General features: G+C 70.6%; 17 protein-coding genes. 6 read left to right on the forward strand and 11 right to left on the reverse strand.

Features of this window, described 5'->3' with window-relative positions; all coding sequences use genetic code 11:
• Positions 1 to 10 precede the first annotated feature (10 nt).
• The 6 genes from mfd to QSJ33_RS09760 form a co-directional block, all read right to left on the reverse strand.
• Positions 11 to 3,427, reverse strand: a complete 3,417-nt coding sequence (gene mfd, locus QSJ33_RS09735; protein ID WP_285725061.1) for a transcription-repair coupling factor — start codon at positions 3,425 to 3,427, stop codon at positions 11 to 13.
• Positions 3,428 to 3,489: 62 nt separating this feature from the next.
• Positions 3,490 to 4,188 carry a nitroreductase family protein gene (locus tag QSJ33_RS09740; RefSeq protein WP_285725063.1) on the reverse strand — a complete coding sequence of 233 codons (699 nt, stop codon included), beginning with the start codon at positions 4,186 to 4,188 and terminating at the stop codon, positions 3,490 to 3,492.
• Positions 4,181 to 7,378: an efflux RND transporter permease subunit gene (locus QSJ33_RS09745; RefSeq protein ID WP_285725065.1), complete on the reverse strand. Its 3,198-nt coding sequence runs from the start codon at positions 7,376 to 7,378 to the stop codon at positions 4,181 to 4,183. The genes QSJ33_RS09740 and QSJ33_RS09745 overlap by 8 nt, the downstream gene beginning before the upstream one ends.
• 3 nt (positions 7,379 to 7,381) lie before the next feature.
• Complete coding sequence (locus QSJ33_RS09750; RefSeq protein WP_285725067.1) at positions 7,382 to 8,497, reverse strand: efflux RND transporter periplasmic adaptor subunit; 1,116 nt, start codon at positions 8,495 to 8,497, stop codon at positions 7,382 to 7,384.
• A 38-nt stretch (positions 8,498 to 8,535) separates the two neighbouring features.
• Positions 8,536 to 9,843 (reverse strand): TolC family protein, encoded by a 1,308-nt coding sequence (locus tag QSJ33_RS09755; RefSeq protein WP_285725069.1) that lies wholly within the window; start codon positions 9,841 to 9,843, stop codon positions 8,536 to 8,538.
• Between the two features lie 2 nt (positions 9,844 to 9,845).
• Entirely contained in the window at positions 9,846 to 10,526 is a 681-nt protein-coding gene (locus QSJ33_RS09760) for a TetR/AcrR family transcriptional regulator (protein ID WP_285725071.1), read from the reverse strand.
• A gap of 143 nt (positions 10,527 to 10,669) precedes the next feature.
• Between QSJ33_RS09760 and QSJ33_RS09765 the strand changes: the two genes are divergently transcribed.
• The 6 genes from QSJ33_RS09765 to QSJ33_RS09790 all read left to right on the forward strand — a co-directional run bounded on the left by QSJ33_RS09765 (position 10,670) and on the right by QSJ33_RS09790 (position 16,104).
• Positions 10,670 to 11,284, forward strand: a complete 615-nt coding sequence (locus tag QSJ33_RS09765; RefSeq protein ID WP_285725074.1) for a TetR/AcrR family transcriptional regulator — start codon at positions 10,670 to 10,672, stop codon at positions 11,282 to 11,284.
• Positions 11,281 to 12,648, forward strand: coding sequence for a TolC family protein (locus tag QSJ33_RS09770; RefSeq protein WP_285725076.1), 1,368 nt, complete (start codon positions 11,281 to 11,283; stop codon positions 12,646 to 12,648). Before QSJ33_RS09765 ends, QSJ33_RS09770 begins: the two co-directional genes overlap by 4 nt.
• Position 12,649: 1 nt before the next feature.
• A complete protein-coding gene (locus tag QSJ33_RS09775; protein WP_285725078.1) occupies positions 12,650 to 13,657 on the forward strand; it encodes an HlyD family secretion protein in 1,008 nt (335 codons plus the stop codon).
• Between the two features lie 4 nt (positions 13,658 to 13,661).
• Positions 13,662 to 15,218, forward strand: coding sequence for a DHA2 family efflux MFS transporter permease subunit (locus QSJ33_RS09780; protein ID WP_285725080.1), 1,557 nt, complete (start codon positions 13,662 to 13,664; stop codon positions 15,216 to 15,218).
• 50 nt (positions 15,219 to 15,268) lie between these two features.
• The gene (locus QSJ33_RS09785) at positions 15,269 to 15,685 is read left to right on the forward strand and encodes a hypothetical protein (RefSeq protein ID WP_285725082.1); all 417 of its coding nucleotides are present in this window, start codon (positions 15,269 to 15,271) and stop codon (positions 15,683 to 15,685) included.
• Between the two features lie 74 nt (positions 15,686 to 15,759).
• Positions 15,760 to 16,104 (forward strand): hypothetical protein, encoded by a 345-nt coding sequence (locus QSJ33_RS09790; RefSeq protein WP_285725084.1) that lies wholly within the window; start codon positions 15,760 to 15,762, stop codon positions 16,102 to 16,104.
• Positions 16,105 to 16,174: 70 nt separating this feature from the next.
• Here QSJ33_RS09790 and QSJ33_RS09795 read toward each other — a convergent pair whose 3' ends face one another.
• From QSJ33_RS09795 to QSJ33_RS09815, 5 genes are all read right to left on the reverse strand, one after another.
• On the reverse strand, positions 16,175 to 16,378 hold the full coding sequence (locus tag QSJ33_RS09795) for a cold-shock protein (RefSeq protein ID WP_285725086.1): 204 nt from the start codon (positions 16,376 to 16,378) through the stop codon (positions 16,175 to 16,177).
• A 148-nt stretch (positions 16,379 to 16,526) separates the two neighbouring features.
• Positions 16,527 to 17,324, reverse strand: coding sequence for a hypothetical protein (locus QSJ33_RS09800; RefSeq protein WP_285725087.1), 798 nt, complete (start codon positions 17,322 to 17,324; stop codon positions 16,527 to 16,529).
• 43 nt (positions 17,325 to 17,367) lie between these two features.
• Positions 17,368 to 19,494, reverse strand: a complete 2,127-nt coding sequence (locus tag QSJ33_RS09805) for an alpha-ketoacid dehydrogenase subunit alpha/beta (RefSeq protein WP_285725089.1) — start codon at positions 19,492 to 19,494, stop codon at positions 17,368 to 17,370.
• A gap of 118 nt (positions 19,495 to 19,612) precedes the next feature.
• Complete coding sequence (locus QSJ33_RS09810) at positions 19,613 to 20,773, reverse strand: porin (RefSeq protein WP_285725091.1); 1,161 nt, start codon at positions 20,771 to 20,773, stop codon at positions 19,613 to 19,615.
• A gap of 57 nt (positions 20,774 to 20,830) precedes the next feature.
• Positions 20,831 to 22,060: an ammonium transporter gene (locus tag QSJ33_RS09815; protein ID WP_420801393.1), complete on the reverse strand. Its 1,230-nt coding sequence runs from the start codon at positions 22,058 to 22,060 to the stop codon at positions 20,831 to 20,833.
• Positions 22,061 to 22,124: the final 64 nt, after the last annotated feature.

Below are 22,124 nucleotides of genomic sequence, written 5' to 3' on the forward strand. Positions count from 1 at the left end.
TCGATGGGCCTCACTTCACCATCCCCGCCCACGCCGCCAGCACGCGTTGGGCCTGCATCACGGGGCCGCCTTCGCTGGGCGGCATGAGCAGGAGGACGGCGCCGTCGGGGTTGAGCTGGGCATCCTTCTGGGCGCGCACCCAGGCCATGAGCTTCGCGGGGTCCACCGGCGTCTGGGGGCTGAGGCGCAGCTTGAGCCGGCCCCTGTCCACGGTGACCTCGGAGACGGCCAGGGCCTGGGCCCGCAGCTTCACCTTGAGGATCTCGAAGAACCGCTGGGTGCCCTCGTCGTCCTCGGGCACGTGGCCGAAGCGGTCCTCCAGGTCCAGGCGGTAGAGCTCCAGGTCCTGCTCGCTGCGCAGGCGGGAGAGGCGCTTGTAGGCCACCAGGCGCTCGCTGGCCTGGTCGATCCAGCGGCGGCTGAGCTGCGCGCCGCCGGCGAGGCCGTCCAGCTTCACCTCGAAGGTGCCGCTGGGCTGGCCCTGCAGCTCCTGGAGCGTCTCCTCCAGCAGCTTCACGTAGAGCTCGAAGCCGATCTCGTGGATCTGCCCGCTCTGCTCGCCCCCCAGCAGGTTGCCTGCGCCGCGGAGTTCGAGGTCCATGGCCGCCACGCGGAAGCCCGAGCCCAGTTCGGAGAAGTCCTCCAGGGCCTGCAGCCGCTTGCGGGCGTCCTCGCTGATCTCGTGCTTGGCGGGGATCAGCAGGTAGGCGTAGGCGGGCACGTCGCTGCGGCCCACGCGGCCCCGGAGCTGGTAGAGCTGGCTGAGGCCGAAGGCGTCGGCCCGGTGAACGATGAGCGTGTTGGCGTTGGGCACGTCCAGGCCGTTCTCCACGATGGTGGTGGCCACCAGCACGTCGAGGCGGCCCTCCATGAAGGCCAGCATCACCTGCTCCAGGCCCTCGTCCGTCATCTGGCCGTGGCCCACCCCCACGCGGGCGTCGGGCACCAGCTCGCGCACCCGCGCGGCGATGGCCGTGATGGACTCCACCCGGTTGTGGACGAGGTACACCTGGCCGCCCCGGCGAAGCTCGAACTGGATGGCGGTCTGGATCAGCTCGTCCGACCACGGCGCCACCACGGTCTCGATGGCGAGCCGGTCCTTGGGCGGCGTCTCGATGAGGCTGATCTCCCGCAGGCCCGTGAGGCTCATGTGCAGGGTGCGGGGGATGGGCGTGGCGCTCATGGCCAGCTGGTCCACGTTGAGGCGCAGCTTCTTCAGCTTCTCCTTGTGGGCCACGCCGAAGCGCTGCTCCTCGTCCACCACCACCAGGCCCAGGTCCGCGAACTTCACCCGGGCGCCCAGCATCTGGTGGGTGCCGATGACGATCTCGATCTTGCCGTCGGCCAGCTCCTGCTGGATGCGCTTCACGTCCTCCTTGTCCACGAAGCGGTTCAGCATCTCGATCTTCACGGGGAAGCCGGCGAAGCGTTCCTTGAAGGTCCGGAAGTGCTGGAAGCAGAGGATGGTCGTGGGACAGAGCACGGCCACCTGGCGGCCCTCGAGGGCCACCTTGGCGGCGGCCCGCATGGCCACCTCCGTCTTGCCGAAGCCCACGTCGCCCACGAGCAGGCGGTCCATGGGCCGCGGCGACTCCAGGTCGGCCTTCACCGCCTCGCTGGCCTCGATCTGGTCCGGCGTGGGCGTGAAGGGGAAGCTGGCCTCGAAGGCCGCCATCTCCGGCCCGTCGGGCGGATAGGCGTGGCCCTGCTCCAGCTTGCGCTGGGCGTAGAGCTTCAGGAGTTCCTCGGCCATGTCGCGGATGGCCTTCTTGGCCCGGCGCTTCACCTTGGCCCAGGAGGCCCCGCCCAGCTTGTCCAGGGGCGGCAGGTGGCCCTCGGCGCCGGTGTAGCGCTGCAGGAGGTCCGCCCGCTCCAGGCTCACGCTCAGCTGGCCGCCGTCGGCATAGCGGAGCTGGAGCACCTCCTGCTCCTCGCCCCCCGCAGTGAGGGTGGCGAAGCCCACGAACTCGCCGATGCCGTGGTCCAGGTGCACCACCCGGTCGCCGGGCTTGAGGTCCCGCAGGTCGGAGAGGAAGGCGGCGCTGCGGGATTTCTTCGGCGCGGCCTGCACGGCCCGGCGCCCGAAGACCTCGCGCTCCGTGAGGAGCACCAGGCCGGGTTCCTTGAGGTGGACACCCGCGCTCAGGATCAGGTGGATGGCGCGACAGCCGCTATCGGTCCCCGTGGCCAGGGGCAGGTCGTGCTCCCGGAGGATCTCGGACAGCCGGTCCCGCATCCCCTGGGTGGAGCCCGCCAGGAAGACGCGGTGGCCCGTGAGGGCCAGGTCCTTCAGGTACTCCGCCAGCTCCCCGGCCCGCCCCTGGAACTCCCGCACGGGCTGCGCCGCCAGGGGCACCGTGGCCTCGCTCTGCCACTCGGTGAGGTGGAGGGTCGGGCGGCTGGGATCGGCGGGCAGGAAGCGGTCCTCGAAGTCCGGGCACACCACCCCGCCCCGCCGGAGCACCGCGAGGCCCTCCTCGATCCGGGCCCGCTCGGCCTCGCGCAGGGCCTCCTCCCAGGCGGGATCCAGGCGCAGGCGCAGGCAGGGCGGCACCCAGTGGACGAGCTGGCCCGCGGGCTGACCCGCCAGCTGCCCGGCCAGGGGATAGAACAGCTCCTCGCCCGGGAAGTGGCCGTGGGAGGCCAGCCGGGCGCGGCGGAAGGCCAGGTCGTCGCCAGGCTCCGAGGTGCGGTCGCCCCGGGCTTCCGTCGCCTCCAGCAGCAGCCGGCGCTCGGCCTCGTAGCGGGGGTAGAGCGTGAGTGCCTCCAGGGCTTCGCCCGTGCGGCGCTGGGTGTCGGGATCGAAGGGGCCCAGGCGCTCCAGCTCGTCCCCGAAGGTCTCCAGGCGCAGGGGCTGCTCCAGGTGATCCGGCCAGAGGTCCACCACCATGCCCCGGGCGCTGAACTCGCCCGGCGCCGAGGCCATCTCCGTGCGGCGGTAGCCCAGGGCCACGAGGGTCTCCAGCAGCAGCTCCCGGGGCACCTCCGCCCCGAGCCGCAGCTCCAGCTTCTGCCGCTGGAACCAGGTGGGATGGGGCAGCCGCTCGCAGGCCGCCAGGGGCCCGGTGACGAGCACCTGCACCCGTCGCTCCAGGAGCCCCACCAGGGCCGACAGGCGCTCCCGCAGCACCATGCCCGGCGGGCTGCTCTCGCCGCCGGCGTAGGGTGCGAAGCCCGGGAAGTGGGCCACGCCCACGCCCGGCAGCAGGGCCTGGAGGTCCGCCGCCAGGGTGCGGGCCTCGGCCTCGCTGGGGGCGTCCACCCACAGGGAGGTGCGCCGGCCGTCCCGGGTGATCCACCGGGCCAGCACCAGGGCCAGGGCCGGCGGCGAGGTCCAGCGGAGCTTCGCGCCCGGCGCGTCCAGGACTCCCGCCGGTACGTCGGCGAGGCGGAGGAGATCCTTCAGGTCTTGGGACAGCGCATCCATGGACCTTCCAGAGTGCCGCAATCGATGGCCGGAGACGAGGCCCAATCCGGAAGGTCAGGGCTTCAGAGCTCCCGCACGACCCAGTCCCGGGGCATGAGCACGCGGTCCCACCACACGCCCCTGTCGCTGCGCTTCCCCACGGCGAGGAACATGTTCACCTCGGCGCCACGGGGCAGGCCCAGCAGCTTCGCGGCACGCCAGGGGTCGAAGCCCTCCATGGGGCAGCTGTCGTAGCCCTCGGCGCGGAGGGCCAGCATGAAGGCGGCGGCGGCCAGGGCCGTGCTCTTGTGGGCCATGACGCGGATGTCGGAGCGGGACATGAAGTTCGGCGTGGGACGGAAGAGGGAGATCAGCCGGCTGACGCCCCGCTTCAGCGGCCCCAGGAGGCCGAAGGGGCCCGTGGTGTAGATCGCCGGGATGATCTTCCGGTAGTAGGCCGCCTGGCTCTTGCGGAGGGGCCCCCGCGATTCGAACACCCGCAGGATCTCGTCCCGGTTGCGCCGCCAGGTGTCCCGGTGCATCACCAGGGCCACCAGGACCGGCGCGGTCTTCGCCGGCAGCTGGTCCAGGCAGGCGGCGTTGGCCGCGCGCCGGGCCTCGGGATCCCGGATCACCACGAACTCCCAGGGCTGGAGGTTGCTGGAGCTGGGGGCGAGCCGGGCCGCGTCGAGGCAGCGGTCCAGCACGTCCCTCGGCACGGGGTCGGGCAGGAAGTCCCGCACGGTGCGCCGGGTTTCGACGGCCTCGAAGAACTCAGGCAATGGGGGCCTCCTCGACGGGGGCCTCAATGGCTGTTTCCTCGGGCCGACCCAGGCGGCGGCGGATCCAGGCCCAGCCCTTGGCGAGCGTCATGTCCTCGATGATCTCGAAGAACACGGGCACCACGATGAGGGTGAGCAGGGTGGAGGTGATGATGCCGCCCACCACGGCCCGGGCCATGGGGGCCCGCATCTCGGCGCCGGCGCCCAGGGCCAGGAAGAGGGGCAGCATGCCGCCGACCATGGCGAAGCTCGTCATGAGGATGGGGCGCAGCCGGACCATGCCCGCGCGGATGATGGCCTGGCGGCGGGGGATCCCCTCCTCGCGCTGCAGGTGCAGGGCGTGGTCCACCAGCAGGATGGCGTTCTTCGTCACCAGGCCCATGAGGAGGATCTGACCGATGCTCGTCATCATGGACATGGAATCGCCCGTGACCAGGAGCATGAGCACCATGCCCACCATGGAGAGCGGCAGGCTGGCCATGATGGCCACGGGGATCTTGAAACTCTCGAACTGGCTGGCCAGCACGAAGTAGATGAAGAACACCGCGAGGAGCAGGGCCTGGCCCATGAATCCGGCGGTCTCCTTGCTGTCCCGGGTCTGGCCCAGGAACTCCACCCGCACCCCCTCCGGGAGCTGGCCGCCGGCCTTGAGGGCGGCTACCTTGGCGGCGGCGGCGGCGCTGACCTCGCCCAGGGTGGACCCCTCGAAGTTGGCGTCCACCTCCACCTCCTCCATCAGGTCGTGGCGCTGGAGCTTGGCGGGGGCGATGCCCTCCTCGAAGCGCACCACCTGGTTGAGACGGACGAGGGGATGCTTGCCGCCACCCAGGTCCTTGGTGCTCTGCACGGTCATGTTCGCCAGCTGGGCCGCGAAGCGCCGCTCCTGGTCCGAGAGGCGGATCCGCACGTCGCGCTGCTCGCCGCCCTCGTCCTCGTACTTGGCCACCTTCTCGCCGTCCACGAGGGGACGCACCATGGAGGCCACCAGGGCCGGGCTCACGCCCAGGTCCGATGCGGCCTTGCGGTCCACCACCAAGCGCAGTTCGGGCTTGCCGCTGTCGAGGCTGGTGGTGACGTCCACCGCCCCCGGCACGCTGCGGAGGGCCTGCTTCACCAGGGGCACGGCCTGGATGACCGCGTCCCGGTCGGGACCCTGCACGGCCACCATGATCGGGTAGGCCACGCCCCAGTCGTTCACGGGACCCACCGCCGCATCCACGCCGGGCACCGAGCGGAAGGCCTCGCGGATCTGCCGCCGGATGGCGATCTGGCCGGGCCGACGACCGTCGGCGAGCTTCACGTAGATGCCGCCGGACTCCACGGTGCCGTTCAGGCCCGTGCCGATGGTGGTGTAGGTCAGCTGAACCCCCGGGACGGCGCGGATGGCCTTCTCCAGCTCGGCGGCCTTCTCCCGGGTGGTCTGGAGGCTGGAGCCGGGCTCGGTCTTGAAGTTCACCTGAAGGTCGCCCCGGTCGTAGTCGGGCATGAAGTTGTTGCCGAGCAGGCCCGAGAGGCCCATGGCCAGGATGAAGCTGCCGAAGCCCGCGATCATCACGGTCTTCCGGTGGGCCAGGGCCCACTCGATGGTCCGCTGGTAGAGGCCCTCCCAGCGGTCCAGCATCCGGCTGAAGGCCTCCACGGCCCGCATGATCGGGTTCCGCCCCTGGTAGTGGACGTGGCCGTCGGCGCTCTTCTCGTGCTCGGGATCGGGCCACACGGCGCTGAGCATGGGGTCGAGCGTGAAGCTCACGAACAGGGACACGGCCACGGCGAACGCCACGACGATGCCGAAGGGGAAGAAGAACTTCCCGACGATGCCGCCCATGAAGGCCACGGGCACGAACACCGCGAGGATGGACAGGGTGGTGGCGATGACGGCGGGGCCGATCTCGGCCGTGCCCTCCCGGGCCGCGGTGACGTGGTCCTTGCCCATCTCGGCGTGCCGGGTGATGTTCTCGCGCACCACGATGGCGTCGTCGATGAGGATGCCGATGGCCAGCGACAGGCCCATGAGCGTCATCACGTTCAGGGTGAAGTCCAGGGCCCGCATGATGATGAAGGTGGAGATCACCGACACCGGCAGGGTGAGGCTGGTGATGAGGGTGGAGCGCCAGCTCTTCAGGAAGAAGAAGACGATGAGCACTGTGAGCGCACCGCCCAGGTAGATGGAGAGGTTCACGTCCTCCACGTTCTGGGTGATGAACCGGGCGTTGTCCTTGGCGGTGACCACCGCCACGCCCTGCTGGGCGAGTTCAGGCTTCAGCTCCTCCAGGGCCGCCCGCACGGCCTCCACCATGGCCACGGTGTTGCCGCCGGTCTGCCGCTGGATCTCCAGGGCCACCACATCCTTCCCGTTGAGCCGGGCCAGGCTGCGCTGCTCCTTGATGCCGTCCACCACCGTCGCCACTTCCTGCAGCTCGATGGGACGCCCCTCCTTGTTGCCCACGATGACGTGCTGGAAGTCCGCCACGGCCTTGGCCTTCGCGTCCACCTTCACGGAGACCTCGCGGTCCCCCTGGAGCAGGTTGCCGCTGGGGATGGCCAGGGTGTCGTTGGCGAGGGCGCTCTTGACGGCCGTGAGCGAGAGCCCCATGGCCTCCAGCTTCTGGGGATCCACCTGGATCTCGATCTCGCGGGTGCTGCCGCCGGCCACGTCCACCTTTCCCACACCGGAGACGTTCTCGATGCGGCGCTTGAGGAAGTCCTCGGCGATGCGCGTCAGCTCGCGGGGGGTCATGCCCTGGTGCTTCGCATCGGGCACCAGCACCAGCGACAGCACGGGCAGCTGGGCCGGGTCGAACTTGGAGATGACCGGTTCCTCGATGTTGTCGGGCAGGTCCCGGCGGATCTGGCCGATGCGGGTGCGGACGTCGTTGAGCGCGTTGTCCACGTTGCGGCCCAGCTGGAACTGGATCACCAGGGTGCCGAGGCCCTCCTGGCTGGTGGAGCTGATCTCCTTGATCTTCTCGATGGGGTTGACCGCCTCCTCGATCTTCTTCACCACGTCCTGCTTCACGGCCTCGGGGCTGGCGCCCGGGTAGACCACGGACACGGTGACGGTGGGGATGTCGGTGTTGGGGTACTGGTCGATGCCCAGGTGCTTCACGGACACGAGGCCCAGCACCACCAGGGCGAGCATGATGCAGACCGTGAGGACGGGCCGCCGGATGGAGAGGTCGGACAGGAACATGGGTCACTTCCCTCCGGCCGGGGCGCCGCCCACCACGCGGAGGCGGGTGCCGTCGCTCACGAGATCCTTGCCCTCGTCCACCACCTGGGCGCCGGCAGCGAGGCCGTCCACGGGACGGAAGCCGTCCTGCTCGGGTCCGAGCACCACCTTGCGGCGGCGGGCGACGCCGCCCTCGTCCACGTAGAGCTCCGCGTCCCGGTCCTGGGCCTTCAGGAGCGTGGCCGGCAGGGCGGGCTTCTTCAGCTCCCCGTCCGCGAGGATCACGCCCTCCACGAAGAGGCCGCCCTTCAGCTGGCCGTCGGCGTTCGGCACTTCCATGCGGACCCGGAGGGTGCGGCCGTCCTGGGAGAGGCTGGGGCTGACCTGGGTGACCCGGCCCTCCACCAGATGATCCAGCCCCATGGCCCGGAAGGTGGCCTTCTGGCCGACCTTCACGCGGGTCATCACCTCGGCGGGCAGGTCGGCGTGGATCTCCAGCTTGCGGTTGTCCACCACCTCGAAGGCGGGCTGGCCGGGGGCCAGCATCTCGCCGGGCTGCACGAGCCGCTGGGAGACCTGCCCGGCGAAGGGGGACGTGAGCCGGGCCTTCCTCAGTCGCAGCCGGGCCATGCCCAGGTTGCTCGCGGCCGCCTGGGCGGCGGCCTGGGACGCGTTGAGGGCGGTCTCGGCCTGCTGCTCGGCCTGGCGGGTGATGCTGCGCTTCGACAGGAGCATCTCGGCCCGGTCGTAGTCCCGCTTGGCTTGGAGGGCCTGGGCCTGGGCCTGGGCCACCTGGGCCTCGGCCGCCTGCACCCCCAGGAGGTAGTCGTCCTCGTCGATGGCGCCCAGGAGGGCGCCGGCCGCCACGCTGTCGCCCTCGTGCACCAGCACGCGAGTGACGCGGCCGGTGATCTCGGCCTTCAGGGTGGCGCGGTTCACGGCCAGCAGGTTGCCCGTGAAGGCCACCGCCGGACGGAAGGTGCGTTCCTGCACGGGCACGAGGGTGACGGGCACCAGCCCCTCGGCCTTCACCTCGGCCTGGCGGTTCAGCTCGGCGTTGCGCTGGCCGCGGTGCCAGGTGGCGGCGCCGGCGATGACGAGCACCGGCACCAGGCTGTAGAGCAGCGTCTTCTTCTGCATGGGCTTCTTCCTTTCCCGGATCTCGGATTCGAAGGGGTTCACTGGGGGGGCAGGCCGAGGGACCGGCGCTGGTCGAAGAGGGCGGACCACACCCCCAGCTCGGCGCGCCGACGCTGGCTCTCGGCCTGCCGCTCGGAACGTTCCGTCTGGAGGAGGTCCAGGGAGGTGATGAGGCCTTGGTCGAAGGACTCGCGGCTCACGCGGAGGGCCTCGGCGGCGGCGTCATGGGCCTTCTGCGCGGCGTCGTTGAGGGCCACGGCCTTCTCCAACTCGCGATCCGCCGTGCGCATTTCCACGGCGACGGCTCGCTCCCGGTCGATGCGGGCCTGCCGCACCTGCTCCAGCTGCGCCTCGTTCTGGGCGCGCTTGCCGGCGCTGCGCAGGCCGTCGAAGAGCGGGAACTTCATGGTGACGTTCACGCGCCAGGTGTCGTACGGCTCCTTGAAGAGGAGGTCCGTCTTGCCGGCCTGGTAGCCGTAGCTGGCGTTGAAGTCGAACTTGGGCCGCAGGTCCGACTTGAGGATCTTGTCGTTCTCGCGGTACATCGCCTCCTCCTGCCGGAGCTGGGCGATCTCGGAGCGCTCGCGGCCCTCGGGGCGGGTCCCGAGGGGCGGCTGCCCCATGGGGGCCAGGGCCAGTGGGGTCTTCGGATCGAGGCCCAGCTGGCCGTCCAGCACCTCCACCGCGCGCTGCAGGTTGGCCTCGGCCTGGAGGTTCTCCGGCTCCACGGAGAGGAGCTCGCTCTGGGCCCGGAGCAGGTCCAGTTCCGTGGCGGACTGGGCGTCCAGCTTGGCCTTCACGTCCGCCAGGAAGGTCTCGGCGGCCTGCTTGCGCACCTTCACCACTTCCAGGTCGGCCTGGGCTCCGAGCACCGCGAGGTAGGCCTTGGCCACGCCATGGAGCACGTCCAGCTCGGCGGTGGTGTAGGCGTAGCGGGCCTCGCGTTCGCCCATCCTCGCCACCTTGATCGCGGTGCCCAGCTTGCCCCAGTAGAAGAGGGGCTGGGAGAAGGTGGCCTGGCTGGTCCAGACGTTGCGGGCACCCACCAGGGAGGCGGGGTTCAGCCCGAAGGCCGCGGCGGAATCGCCGAAGCCGCTGTTGAGGAGGGAGACGTCCCGCACGCGGGTGAAGTCGCCGACCAGCGCGATCTGGGGCAGGGCGTCGGCGCGGGTGCTGGTGATGAGGCCCTCCCGCTCCTGGACCCGGGCCTTGGCCGCGCGGATCTGCGGGTTCTCGGCCCGGGCCCGGGCCAGGGCCTGGGTCAGGTCGAAGGCGAGGGGCGCGGCCGGGGACGGCGCGGCCGTCGGCGCCGGCGCCTGGAGGGCGGGGGGAGCGAATGGAACCATGATCAGGGCCTCGTCTGCGGGAAGGCCTCGGGGACGCCCAGTCCCCGCAGGCTGAAGTCGGTGAAGTGCTGGATCAGGACCTCGAGGTCCTTCGGGAAATCCGGATCCCCGCTCAGGAGCCGGATGAAGCCCAGCGAATTCCGGAAGTGGAGGATCTGGCCCTGGATGCTGAGGGTCATGCGGAGGTGGGCGTCGGGGTCCAGATCGGGACGGAGCACCCGCAGCAGGGCCAGGACCCGCTCCATGTAGGGACGGGCGAACTCCAGCAGGACCGGTGCCGAGACCGGATGGGGCATCTGGATCTCGCGGCCGATGAGGGCCATGGCCGCCGCATCCACCTCGCTCTCCGCGGGACAGGACATCAGGTCCGTCACGAAGGCCCGGATGTAGGCCTTCATGCCCTGGAGGGCGACCTCGCGGGCCCCCGGGCTGCCCGGTTCCGGCGGCGGCGGCAGCGAAGCCACCTCCGAGGCCTTGCGGTCGCTGATGTGGTGGAGCGCCTCCCGGTAGAGCCCCTCCTTGCCCCCGAAGTGGTAGGTCACCAGGGCCGAGTTGGCCTGGGCCCGCTGGGCGATCTCCCGGATGCCGGCCCCGTCGTAGCCCTTCTCCGCGAAGGTCAGGATGGCGGCCTCGATCAGCCGGTGCCGGGTGTCCTGGGGGAGATCAGGGGGCGGAGGGGTCATGGGCGGGGCCTCAATCAATCGATTGACCAATATTAATCAATCGATTGATTCAGTCAAGCCAAATCCCCCCTCGAGCTCTGTTGATAAACGACTTGACGGTAGTAATTGAAATTCTAAATTCGGAATGCCGGTTCGGAGGTCCCATGACCGTGTCACGGAAGGACCTGGAGAGGCGCCAGCGGCGGGACCTGCTCCTGGAGGCCGCCAGCCGGGTCTTCGGACGGAAACCCTTCGACGAGGCCACCATGCAGGAGGTGGCGGCCGAGGCCCAGATCGGGATGCAGGGGCTCTACGAGCAGTTCCCCTCCAAGCAGGCCCTCTACGAGCAGGTGATCCTCGACCGCGCCCTGGCCTTCCAGGCCAAGATCCAGACCCTCCTCGATCGGGAGCTGCCGCCCCTGGAAGCCCTGCGGCGCCTGGCCCTGGCCTATGCGGACCAGTTCCGGGAGCGCCCCATGCACCTGCCCATGTTCATCCAGAACCGGGTGCACTTCGACTGGGGCTTCGATTCCCGCTTCGCCCCCCGGCTGCGCGAGATCTACGAGGAAGAGCGGACGCACCTCAGGGACCTCATGGTCCGCGCCATCCAGGCGGGCCTGGTCCGCGACCTCGAGCCGGATTTCCTGGCCCAGCTCTGCCTGGACGTCCTCCAGTCCTCCCTGCACCACGGCCATGTCAGGCACCCGGGGGAACCCTCCGAGGTCAGCGTGGATCGCGCCCTGGACTGCCTCCTGGAGGGCGTGGGGGTGGCGCCGTGAGACCTGCGGCCGCCCTCCTCCTCCTGGCCCTGCCCGCCCTCGCCGGCGAGCCCCTCACCCTCGTCCAGGCCCTCCGGCAGGCGGGATCCGCCTCCCTCCCCGCCGAGTCGGCCCGGCTGTCCCTGGCCGCCGCCCGGGAGGACGAGGCCCGCGCCCGGAGCCCCTACTGGCCGGACCTGCAGGTCCAGGGGGGCTACCGCCTGCTGGACGAGCGGCCGGGGCTGATCTCCCAGCCCATCTCGCTGGGCGCGATGCAGCTCGGCCCCTTCACCACGCCGCCCGTGGTGGTGCCGCCCCAGGTCTTCCCCACGGAGGACCGCCATGCCTGGCAGTACCGCATCTCGCTGCAGTACCTCGTCTGGGACTTCGGCCGTCGGGACCGGGCCCTGGCCGCCGCCCGGGCAGGCGTGGCCGGCACCGGCTTCCAGGGCGGGGCCGAGGTCCGGCGGGCCCAGGGGGAGGCGGCGGCCCGCTACGTCGCCCTCCTCGACCTGGAGGCCCAGCGCCGGGTGCTGCGCCAGCGGAAGACGGCCCTGGAGGGCCACCGGGCGGCGGTGCAGGCCCTCTTCGAGCACGGCGTCGTCGCCCGGAACGACCTCCTCCGCACCGAGGTGGCCCTGCGCCGGGTGGAGGACGCGGACCGGGCCCTGGACGCCGCCGGGGCCTCGGCCCGGGAGGCCCTGAACCTGGCCCTGGGCCGCCCTGCGGCGGAGCCCCTCGCCCTCCCCGGGGATCTCGCGGGCCCGCCGGAGCTGCCCTGGGACGAGGCCGCCTGCCGGGCGAAGGCCGCCGAAGCCAACGACTCGGTGCGGGCCCTGGCGGCCAGGGTCCGGGCCCTGGAGCAGCGGACCTCCGCCCTCCGGCGCGATCAGCTGCCCGTGGTGGTGGCCGAGGCCAGCCACACCTACGCCCAGAACCCCTATCTCGCCCATGAGCACGAGAACGCCCTCTTCCTCGGCCTCTCCTGGAAGGTCTTCGATGGCGGCGGCCGGCGGGCGCGGGCCGACCAGTCGGAAGCGGAGTCCGCCCGGGCCCGCCGGGAGCTGCTGGAGGCCCGCCGCCAGGCGGAGAGCGGCGCCGCGACGGCCTTCCGGGCCTACCGCCAGGCCCTGCGCGAGGCGGAGACGGCCGGGACCAATGCCCGCGCCGCCGAGGAGAACCTGCGCATCGTGAACGACCAGTACGCCGAGGGCCTCCTCCGCACCATCGACGTGCTGGACGCCGAATCCGTGCTGGCCGAGAGCCGCAGCGCCCAGGCCGAGCGCCGCTACCGCGCCTTCGCCCAGCAGGCGGCCCTCCTGGCCCTGCTCGGCGAGGACCTGCCCGCCTTCTACGAGCGGAAGCCTTCCGCACCGGAGCCCTGACATGGCCGCCCCCTCCCTCAAGAAGGGCCTCTCCCTCGCCGCGATCCTCGTGCTCGCCGCCGCCGGCGGGTTGTGGGGCCTCCTCCGCTGGCGCCACGCCCAGGTCTTCGTGGCCACGGACGATGCCTACGTGAGGGGATCCATCATCACCGTGGCCTCCCGCATCCCGGGCCCGCTCCAGGCGGTGGCCGTGCAGGAGAACCAGCCGGTGACGGCCGGCCAGGTCCTCGCCACGGTGGATCCGCGCGACTACGACGCGGCTGTGGCCCGGGCCCGGGCCTCCCTGGGGGAGGCGACCAGCGCCCTGGCCCTCAACGAGGCCCAGATCGCCCAGGCCCGCGCCCAGCTGCAGGCGGCGGAGAGCCAGCGGGAGCTGGCCGCCCTGGAGAAGGCGCGGCTGACGGCCCTCCACGCCCGGCAGTCCATCCCCGCCCAGAAGGTGGACCACGCCGTCACCGCCGACGCCGTGGCCGCCGCGCAGGTGGCGGCGGCCCGCAAGCAGGTGGCCGCGGCCCAGGGCCTGCTCGGCGTCAGCCGCAGCAAGGTGGGCGTGGCCCAGGCGGCCCTGGAGCAGGCCCGGCTGCAGCGTTCCTACTGCGACGTGACGGCCCCCGTGGACGGCGTGGTGAGCCGAAAGCTGGCCGAGAAGGGCATCGTGGTGGCCGCGGGCCAGCCGCTCCTGGCGGTGGTGCCGCTCGGGGCCGGGCAGCTCTGGGTGGAGGCGAACTTCAAGGAGACCCAGCTCCGTCGCGTGCGGCCCGGCCAGTCGGTGACCCTGCGGGCGGACCTGGACGACGGCCGCGAATTCCGCGGCACCGTGGAGAGCCTGGCGGCGGGGACCGGCTCGGTGTTCAGCCTGCTGCCCGCCGAGAACGCCACGGGGAACTGGGTGAAGGTGGTCCAGCGCTTGCCCGTGCGCATCCGCCTGGAACCGAACGCCGACCCGGAGCGCCGGCTGCGGGTGGGGCTGAGCGTCACGGCGGAGATCGACACCCGGGAGGCGAGGTGAGGCCGTGACCGCGCCGGGCCCGAACCCCTCCCTGAAATGGATCGTGGCCTTCACGACCATGCTGGGGACCTTCATGGAGGTGCTCGACACCTCGGTGGCGAATGTGGCCCTGCCCCACATGAAGGGCAGCTTCGCCGCCGGCACCGACGAGATCACCTGGGTCATCACCAGCTACCTGGTGGCCAACGCCATCATCCTGCCCATCACGGGCTGGCTGGGTGCGGCCTTCGGCCGCCGGCGCCTCTACCTCCTCTGCCTCGCCATCTTCACCCTCGCCTCCTTCGGGGCGGGCGCGGCGCCCACCCTGGGGTTCCTCATCCTCATGCGCGTGGTCCAGGGCCTCTCCGGCGGCGCCATGGTGCCCATGAGCCAGGCCATCACCCTGGAGGCCTTCCCGAAGGAGGAGCAGGGGATGGCCTCGGCCCTCTTCGGCATCGGCGTCATCTTCGGGCCCATCGTGGGACCCCTCGTGGGGGGCTGGATCACGGACCACTGGACCTGGCCCTGGATCTTCTGGATCAACCTGCCCGTGGGCGCCCTGGCCTACGCCCTGGCCACCGCCTTCGTGGAGGACCCGGACTACCTCAGGCCACCGGAGGGCCGGGCGGACCTGTGGAGCCTGCTCTTCATCGCGGTGGGCCTGGGCTGCCTGGAGATCTTCCTGAACCGGGGCGAGCGCCTGGACTGGCTGGCCAGCAACTCCATGAAGGTGGCCATGGGCCTGGCCATCCTGGGGCTGGCGCTCTTCGTGTGGCGCAGCCTCACCGCGGAGCATCCCCTGGTGGACCTCCGCATCTTCCGAATCCCCGAGTTCGCCTCGGGCATGCTGCTCATCTTCATGGTGAGCTTCGGGCTCTACGGGGCCTTCATCCTCCTGCCCCTCTTCGTCCAGCACCTGCTGGGCTTCACCCCCACCTGGGCCGGCATGATCCTCAGCCCGGGCGGCGTGGCCTCGATCCTCGCCATGATCCTCGTGGCCCTGCTCATGAAGCGGGTGGACGCCCGGATCTTCGTGGCCGCCGGGGTGGCCTCCATGGCCTACTCCGCCTGGCTGCTCACCCGCCTGAGCCTGGCCACGGACTTCTCCTACCTGGTGGTGGCCTGGATCTTCCACGGCATCGGCATCGGCTTCATCTTCGTGCCGGTGGCGACGGTGGCGGTCCGCCGCATCCCGCCGGAATCCATGGGCGTGGCCAGCGGCATGTTCAACCTCATGCGCAACGAGGGCGGCAGCGTGGGCATCGCCGTGGCCACGACGGTCCTGAGCCAGCGGGCCCAGTTCCACCACGCCCGCCTGGCGGAGCACATCAGCGCCACCAGCGGCCCGGTCCAGGAGGCCTACACCCGTCTGGGCCAGGGCCTCTTCCCCTGGGCCGGGCTGGATCCTGTCTCCGTGAAGGGCCTGGCCGCCGGGCTCATCGGGGCCGAGGTCACCCGGCAGTCCTTCGTCCTCGGATTCGTGGACGCCTTCGGGTTCCTGGTGGTGGTGTTCCTGGTCGCCCTGCCCTTCGTCCTGGCCCTGAAATCCCCCCCTGGAGGCGGAGGCCTCGTGCTGCATTGATCCGCCCTCCCCGAGGCCGCGGTCCGGCCTCACCCCTGAAAGGAGCTCCCATGACCCTCCGAACCCGCGTGGCCAGCCTCGACGACGCCTCGGGCGAACTGGCCCTCAGCCTCAGCAAACTGGAGATGGAGGCCGCCCGGGGGGTCCCCAGCAGGGAGGAGCAGATCGACTTCCTCCACGACCTCCACCGGGCCGTCGTCCGCAAGGAGATCCACCCCTGGCGCCTCCGGGCGCGCCACACGGCCGTGGGGGGCATCGTCCTCGGGGTGGCCTCGCTCCTGCTGCCGGCGGAGATGCCCTACCGGGAGGTGGCCTTCCCCGCGATCCTCGCCCTCGGGGCCCTCGCGCTGCTGGGGGCCGCCGCCGAGCTGGTCATCTACGTGCGGGCCCTCCGGAAGGAGCGGCAGTGGCTCCACCACGAGGAAGCCGCGGTCCTGAACGGCCGCCCGCTCCTGGGCGGGCGGTAGCGTTGTGACCCCCTGCCCGAATTCCGCCCGGGGGTCGCCGAATCGTGATAGGAAAGGAAGGCGAGGGTCCGTCCATGCTCTTCCTGGTCTTCTATTTCATCCTCAGCGCCGTCCTGGTCTTCCAGGGCCTGCACCTGGCCGCGGAAACCACCACCCCCCTGGGCACCCTGCCCGAGGAGGTGGCCCAGGACGGTCCCACCAGCCGGGGCTGGGGCGGCCTCCTCATGGCCTACGGCGCCTTCAGCGCCCTCATCGGGGCCCTCGGCTTCGCCTACCCGGACCTGGCCCCCGCCCGGCCCATCCTCTTCCTGCTGGGCTGGATCTTCCTGGCCCTCTTCGGCCTCTGGGTGCTCTTCCTGGGCCGCCAGGCGGAGTTCATGGGCAAGCCCACCCTCACGGACGACCACGGGCACCACTGAGTCCGCCTCGCCCTGAACACGAAAAAGGCGGCCGTTTCCGGCCGCCTTTCCGTTCTGCGGAAGCTGCTGGTTACAGCTTGACGACGTTGGTCGCCTGGGGGCCCTTCTGGCCCTGGGCGACTTCGAAGCTGACGCGCTGGTTCTCGTCGAGGGTGCGGAAGCCGCCGCCCTGGATCGCGGTGTGGTGGACGAAGAGATCCGAGCCGCCCTCGTCGGGGGTGATGAAGCCGAACCCCTTCTCAGCGTTGAACCACTTGACGGTGCCTTGAGCCATGATTGTTTCCTGCGTGTGTCTGGTGATGCTGATGCGATGACATCCCCCAGACAAGGCCGTCATAGCTTGGGCGTGGTACCTGCACTTCGCAGGCCACGCGCATCAGGATGACAGGATTATCCATTTGCAATCTATTTTTTTCGGGAGGTCAGAACCGGACCACCGCCCCGAATCCGGCGCCCTTCCGATCCAGCTTGAACTCCAGGTCATCCTTGATGGAGCCCTTGGGCACGTCGAAGGTGCCCCCCTCGTAGAACGCCCTGAGCCCCAGCCACTTCACGGGGAACACCCGGACGTCCAGGCCCAGCAGCGTGTACTTGGCCCCCTTGTAGGCCAGGTAGTGGAGGTAGGCCTTGGACTCCAGGACCCCATCGAAGGCCCGGGTCCCCCCCGAGAGGCCGACCTGGGGGATGGGCGCCGATACGGAGGTGCTGGCATAGGTCGCGGCGAGGGGGGACGGCGGGACGTCGTGGATGTCCATGTCGATCTTCCAGGCCTGCACGCCCAGGTCGAAGCCGACCCAGCCCTCGGGGTAGCTGAAGAACTTGATGGTCCAGGTACCGTCCACGCTGGCCAGCTTCACGTGGGACAGGACCCGGTCGGCGGCACTGTAGGTGGTCCCGTTCAGGGTGATGTTCCGGGTGAGGATCCGGTCGCCCCGGTACTCGGCGGAACCGGTGGAGACCTGGAACCCGAAGCGCGGCCCCTGGTAGTCCATGAAGAAACCGGGCGTGGTCTTGTCCTTGCCCAATCCCAGGTCCGAATCCAGGTCCAGGGCGATGGGCTGGCCGTTCTGGGTGCCCTGGAAGTGGCCCGTGAGGTCGGGGCCGTAGACCTGGCCGCCGACGGTGAAGGAGCGGTTCGAGGGGGCGGGGCCCTCCGTCCGGCCCATCTGGGCGAAGACAGGAGTGCCGCACAGGATCAGGGCCAGGGGCAGGGCGCGCATGGATCCTCCGGAATGAGCGATGCCCTGCTCTATCGGCAGACGCTCAGACCTTCATCAACTTCCGGTAGGCCTCGAGGAAGTCCTTGGGCTGGGGGAGGATCTCGTCCTCCAGGGCGGGCTGGTAGGCCACCCAGGTGTCCTTGGCCGCCACCCGGCGCACGGGGGCATCCAGGTGGAAGAACAGCTCGTCGGCGATGCGGGCGGCGAGCTCCGATCCGTAGCCCCAGCTGAGGGTGTCCTCGTGGGCCACGATCACCCGGTGGGTCTTCTTCACGGTGCGCTCGATGGCCGACCAGTCGTAGGGGTTCAGCGTGCGGAGGTCGAGGATCTCCACGGAGATGCCCTCCTTCTCCGCCTCCCGGGCCGCCTGCACGGCCCGATGCACCGTGTTGCCGTAGGTGATGACCGACAGGTCGCGGCCCTCGCGCACCGTCCGGGCCTTCCCGAAGGGGATCATGAACTCGGGGCCCGGGTCGTTGCCCTTGTTGTGGGTCTGCCGGTAGAGGTGCTTGGGCTCGAGGAAGAGCACCGGGTCCTCGCAGCGGATGGCCGTGCGCAGGAGGCCCGCGGCGTCCAGGGCCGAGCTGGGGCAGACCACGCGGAGGCCGGGAATGTGCGTGAAGGTGCTCTCGCCGCACTGGCTGTGGTAGGTGGCGCCGCCCATGAGGTAGCCCGCGATGGGCACCCGCACCACCACCGGCGCGGCGAAGGTCCCGTTGGACCGCCAGCGGATGTTGGCCAGCTCGTCGCGCAGCTGCTGCATGGCGGGCCAGATGTAGTCGAAGAACTGGATCTCCACCACGGGCTTGAAGCCCCGGGCGGCGAGGCCGATGGCCCGGCCCACGATGGTGGCCTCCGCCAGGGGCGAGTTGTAGACGCGGTGGCCGCCGAACTGCTTCTGCAGGCCGTGGGTGGCCTTGAAGACGCCGCCCTTGCCCTTCACCTCCTCGAGGATCTCGGCCCGGCTGGCGTCCGCCACGTCCTCGCCGAAGACGAGGATGCGGGGATCCCGCGCCATCTCGTGCTTCAGGGTGGCGTTGATGAGGTCGATCATGGTCTTCGCGCCGGTGGCCTGGTCGCCCGCTGCGTGCTCGGTGTCGAAGGCCGCCGAGGTGGGATCCACGTCCTCGCTGTAGAGGTGGCGGTAGAAGCTCCCGCTGGCCGGCGGCGCCGCGGCCTCGGCCTCGGCCCAGGCCGCATCGACCTCCGCCTGCACCTCGTCGCGGAGCATCTGGAGCTGGGCCTCGGTGAGGTCGCCCTGGGCCACCAGGCGCTCGGCGAAGGTCCGCACCGGATCTCGGCGGGCCTCCTCGTCGCGCTGGGCCTTGGACTTGTAGAGCTGCTCGTCGTCGGACAGGGAGTGGCTGTAGGGACGGATGACTCGCGCCCGCACCAGGGCCGGGCCCTTGCGCGACCGGGCGTGCGCCACGGCCGCCTGCAGGGCCGCGTGGCTGGCGACGGGATCGCACCCGTCCACGTCGTCCACGATGAGCAGCCCGTGGGCCTCGTAGCCCTTGAGGAGGGCGGCCACGTTGCCGCCGGGGTACTGCACCTCGCTGGGCACGCTGATGGCATAGCCGTTGTCCTCCACCAGGAAGACCACGGGCACCTTGAGGTTGACGGCGTTGCTGACGCCCTCCCAGAACTCGCCCTCGCTGCAGGTGCCGTCGCCGGTGGTCACCAGCACCACCTCGTCGGACTTGATTCCCAGCTGCTCCTGGAGGCCCCCCTGCTCAGCCCGCAGGATGGCCTCGGCGGCGCCCACCGCCTGGAGGAACTGGCTGCCCGTGGGGCTGGAGGTGGTGAAGATGTTGAGGGCCCGGTGCCCCCAGTGGCTGGGCATCTGGCGGCCGCCGCTGGCGGGATCGGCCTCGGCGCCCACGGAGCCCAGGAACATGTCCTTCGCCGTATAGCCCAGGCCGTAGGCCAGGGCCCGGTCGCGGTAGTAGAAGAAGAACCAGTCGTGGCCCGGCCGCAGGCACATCGCGGCGGCGGCCTGCAGGGCCTCGTGGCCCACCCCGTTGATCTGGAAGAACACCTTGTTCTGCCGCTTGCCCGTGATCTCCTTGTCGTCGATGCGGCGGGCGGCGTAGATCGTCCGGTACAGCGCCACGCGCTGCTCCCGGGTGAGGGGCTCGGCAGTCGCGGTCTGGGGGGGGGTGGCAGCCACGGTCACTCCTCGCGCCGGATGGCGTTCGAAGGGACAATCTAGCACGCCCGGAGGGGGGACTTCGGCTGTCTCCACAGCCGTCCGCAGACCACCTGCGACAGACCGGCCCCCTTGGCCTTTAGAAGGCGGCCCCCAGGCTCACGGTGGCCGACAGGCCCTCCCGGAAGGTCCGGCCCTGGGCATCCTGCAGGTCCCGGTTGAGACGGTCCTGCCGCACCTCGACCCGGGCGAAGGCCGGCCCATGCTTCTTCTCCACCCCGAGGCTCAGGGACCGGGCCACGAGATCGGCCCCGGTCCGCCCGGCGTAGGCGAGGCCACCGGCATCCAGCCCCAGGCTGGCCCGGATGGTGGAATCCAGGGACAAACGCACGCCCTGGTCGTCGCCGAGCCGCTCGGCCCGGGCCACCAGGCTGATGCCCCGCCCCAGGTCCCGCTTCAGGATCAGGCCGAGGCCCCGCCACCGCGCCCACTGGGTGTCCCGGGCGCCCAGGAGGCTCCCGGCGGCGAAGGACTCGCGCCCGAGGGACACCTCGCCCTGCAGGGTGGTCCGGCCCCAGACGCCCTGGCCCATGAGGCACACCCGCTCCCGGGGACGGCCCTCGGCACCCGTGCCGGAGGCCTCACCGAGCCCATCCTGCTCCGGCCCGCGGTAGGCGTGGAGGGATAGGTAGGTCTCGGCCGAACCGCCGGGATTCCAGGAGAGGCCCAAGCCCACGGTCTTCCCGTGGTTGTTGTCCTTCAGGCGGTCCTCCCCGTTGAAGACCCAGAGGTCACCGCTCCACGCGGGGCTGAAGGCGTGGTGCCAGTGGACGCCCACCTGGCCGAAGGGGTCCGAGAAGGTGAAGAGCAGGCCCCGGCTGGCCGTGAGGTTCTGGGCGCCGTCCAGGTACTCCATGCCGATGAAGGTGATCATCCGCCCGATCCGGAAGGTGTCCCGCTCTCCCGTCCAGACCAGCATGGCCTCCACGGCCGCGATGGTGCCCGTGTCGCCCGTGGTCGCCTGGATGGTCTTGCCCGTGTTCCCGGCCAGGAGCGTGGCCTTCGCGGACCAGCCCTGGGCGAAGGCGGCATCGACCCCCAGCATCAGGCCGTCCAGGGAGAACTGGCTCTGGCCCGCCTCCAGGGGACGGAAGACGAGGGACCCGTCCCGGGTCTCCCGGTCCTGGGTGACCGCCGAGGCCCAGAGGGACCCGTGCCACTTGAGCGTGGGCACGGGAACCTGGGCCGCCAGGGAGGCGGTGAGGAGACCGGCCAGGGGGATGGATTGCAGGCAACGCACATGGACCTCCGTCGCAGGGCCGCCCATCGGCCCCGCGGAACCGGTTGGAAGCCGGGTTCAGATCCCCTGGGGGTAGGCCTCTTCGCCGTGGAGTTCCGTGTCGAGGCCCTTCTCCTCGGCCATGGGGGCCACCCGGACCGGCGTGATGCGGTCGATGATCCAGAGCATCCCGTAGGTGAACCCGAAGGCCCACACGGAGGAGATGGCCACGGCGGCGCACTGCTTGCCGAAGAAGGCCACGTTCCCCAGGAGGAGGCCGTCGGAACCGGCGGGGTTCCAGGCCTTCGAGGCGAACACGCCGAGGAAGATCACACCGATGAAGCCGCCCACGCCGTGGACGCCCCAGACATCCAGCGCGTCGTCCCAGCCCAGCTTGTTCTTCAGGGCCACGGCGTAGTAGCAGATCACGCCGGCCAGGATGCCGATGAGCGCCGCCGTGCTCAGCGAGACGTAGCCGGCCGCCGGCGTGATGGTGGCCAGGCCCGCCACCGCGCCTGTGAGCAGGCCCACGAACTTGGGCTGCCGGGCGTTCATCCACTCCACCAGCAGCCAGGTGGCGGCGGCGAAGGAGGCGGCGATGTCGGTGTTCAGGAAGGCCGAGGCCGTGACGGAATCCACGCGCAGTTCGGAACCGGCGTTGAAGCCGTACCAGCCGAACCAGAGCAGCCCGGTGCCCAGGGCGATGAGCGGCACGTTGTGGGGCACGTTCTCCACCACCTTGCGGCGGCCCACATAGAGGATGGAGGCCAGGGCCGCCAGACCGGCCGTGTTGTGCACCACGATGCCGCCCGCGAAGTCCAGCACACCCCACCTGGCGAGGATGCCCTCGGGGCTCCACACCATGTGGACGAAGGGGAAGTAGACGAAGATCAGCCAGCCCGTGAGGAACAGGAAGTAGGCCTTGAAGGTCACGCGGTTCGCGAAGGCCCCCGTGATGAGCGCCGGCGTGATGATGGCGAACATCATCTGGTAGGCCACGTGGACCATGAGGGGGATGCCCGCGTCATTGCCCGTGAACATGCTGTGCAGGGTGATCCCCCGGAGGAAGGCGTAGTGCGTGGGATCGCCCACGATGCCGTGCCAGGTGGGGCCGAAGCACATCGAGTAGCCGAAGGCGAACCACAGCACCGTGGTCCAGCCCAGCGAGACGAAGCTCTGGGTCATGATCGTCAGCACGTTCTTCCGGCCCACGAGGCCACCATAGAAGAAGGCCAGGCCGGGGGTCATGAGCATGACGAGGCTGGCGCACAACAGCATGAAGGCCGTGTTGCCAACGTTGATGGGCATCGGGGACATAAAGACAACCTCCTCATCCGTAAACGACGAACGCCGGAAGTATGCGCGGGGGACG

Origin of the sequence: Geothrix rubra (assembly GCF_030268065.1) — a bacterium.
Classification (GTDB): Bacteria; Acidobacteriota; Holophagae; order Holophagales; family Holophagaceae; genus Geothrix; species Geothrix rubra.